This window comes from Pseudomonas fluorescens (assembly GCF_902497895.1).
GTDB classification, from domain to species: domain Bacteria; phylum Pseudomonadota; class Gammaproteobacteria; order Pseudomonadales; family Pseudomonadaceae; genus Aquipseudomonas; species Aquipseudomonas fluorescens_BP.
On the sequence record NZ_CABVHQ010000143.1, the window covers coordinates 1 to 3,524 of the forward strand.

Annotated in this window: 5 protein-coding genes and 1 pseudogene; 2 read left to right on the top strand and 4 right to left on the bottom strand. The window is 51.8% G+C overall.

Annotated elements, in window-relative coordinates; genetic code table 11:
* Positions 1-187: 187 nt before the first annotated feature.
* Together F8N21_RS31585 and F8N21_RS31590 are read left to right on the top strand one after the other, a co-directional pair.
* Positions 188-466 (top strand): hypothetical protein, encoded by a 279-nt coding sequence (locus F8N21_RS31585; RefSeq protein WP_412071690.1) that lies wholly within the window; start codon positions 188-190, stop codon positions 464-466.
* Positions 354-599 (top strand): hypothetical protein, encoded by a 246-nt coding sequence (locus F8N21_RS31590; protein WP_412071689.1) that lies wholly within the window; start codon positions 354-356, stop codon positions 597-599. Before F8N21_RS31585 ends, F8N21_RS31590 begins: the two co-directional genes overlap by 113 nt.
* Positions 600-1,212: 613 nt before the next feature.
* Here F8N21_RS31590 and F8N21_RS30100 read toward each other — a convergent pair.
* The 4 genes and pseudogenes from F8N21_RS30100 to F8N21_RS31235 form a co-directional block, all read right to left on the bottom strand.
* Positions 1,213-1,617 carry a hypothetical protein gene (locus F8N21_RS30100; RefSeq protein ID WP_150645581.1) on the bottom strand — a complete coding sequence of 135 codons (405 nt, stop codon included), beginning with the start codon at positions 1,615-1,617 and terminating at the stop codon, positions 1,213-1,215.
* 125 nt (positions 1,618-1,742) lie between these two features.
* Positions 1,743-1,925, bottom strand: coding sequence for a hypothetical protein (locus tag F8N21_RS30105; RefSeq protein WP_150645582.1), 183 nt, complete (start codon positions 1,923-1,925; stop codon positions 1,743-1,745).
* Between the two features lie 187 nt (positions 1,926-2,112).
* The gene (locus F8N21_RS30110; RefSeq protein ID WP_150645583.1) at positions 2,113-2,607 is read right to left on the bottom strand and encodes a hypothetical protein; all 495 of its coding nucleotides are present in this window, start codon (positions 2,605-2,607) and stop codon (positions 2,113-2,115) included.
* Positions 2,608-2,609: 2 nt separating this feature from the next.
* Positions 2,610-3,524 (bottom strand): annotated as a pseudogene (locus F8N21_RS31235) (hypothetical protein); the annotation flags it as partial.

Consider the following 3,524-nt stretch of genomic DNA (forward strand, 5'->3'; position numbering starts at 1 on the left):
GCCTGCGAGGCTGCGTTCGAGGACGCAGTCGTCGCAAATCCTGTGCCCGCGGTTTACCTGAAAAAGCGTGTTGCCTGATTTTACGACCGCTTCGCGGCCGGACGCAGCCTCGCAGGCTCGGCAGCTGCTACGGGCGTAGTCCTTCACCGTATTTCAAAGTTGTGTAGATACTTATGCCCAGAAAGGCATGAGCCAGATAGCCGTACTGAACCAGAACGGCGAAGGCAACCAGGCCTCGCTGACCCAGGATGACAGCTTCAACGAGCTGTACTTCGAGCAGAACGGCAGCGACAACATCCTCGTCGCCGATCAACGCGGCGAAGCCAACTATGCCACGGGCTCAAGCAGTGGTTATGGCAACCCGATCCAGCTGGATCAGTCTGGCAGTACCAACCAGAGTTACACCGTTACACCGTTACACCTGGCAGGCTGGCGACACCAATCTGGCGACCATCAAACAGGCTGACAGCCTGAACGTGGCCTACGTCACTCAACGCGGCTCGGGGAACATCGCGAACGTGGGCCAGAGCGGGCTGAACATGAGTGCGAACATTCAGCAGCTGGGGTCGGTCAACCAGGCCACTGTGCTTCAAGAGTAGTGGGACGAGGGGGGGAAAAACCGCGGCGCTTTGGGGGGCTGCGGTTTTCTTTTGCCTGTCAAACCGCCGGGAGCTGGCGCAGTTGATCAGGAACACCGACCCACTGACTCCATACACCCACAATTGATCAGGAGCACCGACCCACTGTAGGAGCTGCCGCAGGCTGCGATCTTTTGATCTTGCTCTTGGGCCATTTCCAGAACCGCCAAAAGATCGCAGGCTGCGCCAGCTCCATACACCCGCAGTTGATCAGGAACACCGACCCACTGTAGGAGCTGCCGAAGGCTGCGATCTTTTGACCTTGCTCCTGGCCACCGCAGGGTCACGCAACAGCCGCTGGTTGGCCTTGGCATAACGCGGCCATTTGAGATTCCTACTTCGAAAGTGGTGGCACGGGCGTCAAGACCGTACTCCAGAGCCCCGCCTCGACGGAGCTGCCACCACTGAAAATGATTGCGGCCCAGCACCGCGCTGAATGGTCTGCGTCGCGGAAGCGATCGCCAGCCACGGTGACGCGCTGCCCGGGTGCCCGAGCAACGCATCCAGGTTGTGAAGCCCTTGGTTGTGCTTTACCGGCATCGGCACTTTGGCCAATATCGTGTTTATTGCAGCATCACGTTTCTTTACAGGCGAGGTGATCTGCTACGCCATCATTGAACACGACCTCGCAAGTCATGATTACTTTATCAACTAAACGTAACGGATAGACTTCAAGGTCCAAGAAAAGCTTGCCATCTTCAAAGCTCCCTTTTTTAAAGTCTACTTCGGCATAACCATTACTAAAACGCTTTCCTTCCAATGAGCAAATTTTTTTCTCTGCTGATACCGTCCCCCTTCCACCAGGCACCAAATTTTGAATCACGATACAGTTGTCCTCTGACCAAGCCAGATATCGAACAATAGGCAACTCCGCAACAGAACCTGTTCCTGCGTAGAGTACTTTACTATAGTCAATCCCCTCGGCCTTGATCATACTCGCCACACAGAACATCAAAACAAATAAAATAGATATTTTCATTTCTTATAAATACCCCGCTCGCTTTTGAATAAAAGGCATCCACATGAAAGTCTCCTCTGTATATCAGACCGATTACAGCATCTTGAGTCTTGGTGTCGATCTCATTCCAATTGAGTGAACCATAACTACTGTTTGATGCGTTCCAGCTTGCGAAATTCGCTGACGGTCACTTCCGTGCCATTCGGCAATGCACACATGACGGCGCTACGTCGCTGATGAAGACGCCGCCGCACACGCGAAGGGCCCGTCACCGTCAAACACTTTTCATCGCACGAAATAAATTGCGCGATCAGTAACATGAAGTTCATACGCTAAAGTTCATTACAGTCTTCGAGATCACTGCACTTCAACCACCCTTCAGTAGTGGTATTCCCTGAAAATCTAAACTCAACCCAGTCTTCGTGACAAGCCTGATCGAGACCGATGTCGTTGCACGCGCGGTCATTTGCAACGGTGGTTGTAGCCGAAACAAAAAACAGCATAATCGATAAGACTCTAATAATTTTTAGAACATTCACTATTACATTTGCTGGCCAGAGGAAACTTGAGACCGTCAATATCTGCATGCGCTCCACATATCCCTAAGCCAAGGGCTGTCGGGTCGATTCCTTTCGACGAAATCTCCAGTGAGTCACCATTTCGTTGTATGAGCACACGCCCAAACTGCGTCTTATAAACAAGCATTCCGTCCGCAGCATCCATCTGGAACGAAAAGGAGCAAACATGTTGACCCGCTTGTGTACTGTACAGTTTTACTTGATAGCCTTGACGCCCCGCCTCTATATTGAGATGGTCACGAAACTGCTCAGAGCAGCGTTCTCCGTTACTTGGAGAGGTACATAGCTCACTTTTCTTCAAGTAGTAGCCAATCCATAAATAAATTGGTGTATTTTTAGCCCCGACCACCTCCTGACTTGAACCATTCGCCTGGCCCGCAGCAAGCGAAGATATTAGCAGTATCGACATAACAAAACATGCAATAGGCTTCAATTTTAATCTCCAGCTCTCAGGTACCGGGCTCTATATCGGCCTTGCTCATATTGCGCCAGCTCTGGAGTTTCTTGAATGTATCGTGCTAGTGAGTTTCGATTGTTTGCGGAGATATATGGCATCTGCCTTGCCCAAACACTTCCTTGCTGATAAGTCAGATCAACCGCTATGTCTTTAACGCGGTCATCAAGCTGTTCCCATACTGTCGCATCTGGCGTTGTGCCTGAGCTATATTGCTGTTGGGTAGCAGCCTCATATCGTGGATACACTACATCCTCGAACAGGATACGCTGTGCTTGCTGTGAAATTGCTCCAAATGCAACTTTGTTTGTGTTCACGAAATCGCGAGCAGCTTGACTCGACAGACCAGCTCCACGAGAGAAATTCTCGGCAGGAACGACATCCACACCTGCCGCAATTAGATCCGCATATACTGAAGTACGTGTCCTGTGACGCATGTCGTAACCACGCCCCAATGTCACGCCAGAGGCTCCTCCCGGCCAATGCAAACGGCGGCTGAAGTAAGCACTATTCGGAATATCATTCCCCTCCGCGTCGAAAGTAATTTGACCTCGTCGTACGATCAAATCGTTCAACTGTCGAAAGACAGACAGATTCCCCACCAACCCAATCGGATGAAAGTGATACACCTTCCCCCACGTCGGCAACCCCACCTTTTCCGCCACCTCCTCCCACCAGCTAATTTGTTTAAGCCTCTCTTTCTCCGCCAACCAGTTCAAGTGTGGCGTCGAACCACTATGGCCGAGCACTTCATCCAGCGGGTCCCACTTCTGCGCTCTGTAGTACCACTCGCTTTCGGCGTAGATGATCAATTGCGAGATTGACTGGGCGTGGGCCGGCAGGCTGAGCGCCGCTTGCAGTTCTTCGGCGGTCATTTTGCCGTCGCGGTTGCGGTC

Bases quoted from the DNA above. Each gene is read 5' to 3' on its own strand.
- F8N21_RS31590 (WP_412071689.1), top strand. From the start codon at position 354: ATGGCAACCCGATCCAGCTGGATCAGTCTGGCAGTACCAACCAGAGTT.
- F8N21_RS31585 (WP_412071690.1), top strand. From the start codon at position 188: ATGAGCCAGATAGCCGTACTGAACCAGAACGGCGAAGGCAACCAGGCC.
- F8N21_RS30100 (WP_150645581.1), bottom strand. From the start codon at position 1,617: ATGAAAATATCTATTTTATTTGTTTTGATGTTCTGTGTGGCGAGTATG.
- F8N21_RS30105 (WP_150645582.1), bottom strand. From the start codon at position 1,925: ATGAACTTCATGTTACTGATCGCGCAATTTATTTCGTGCGATGAAAAG.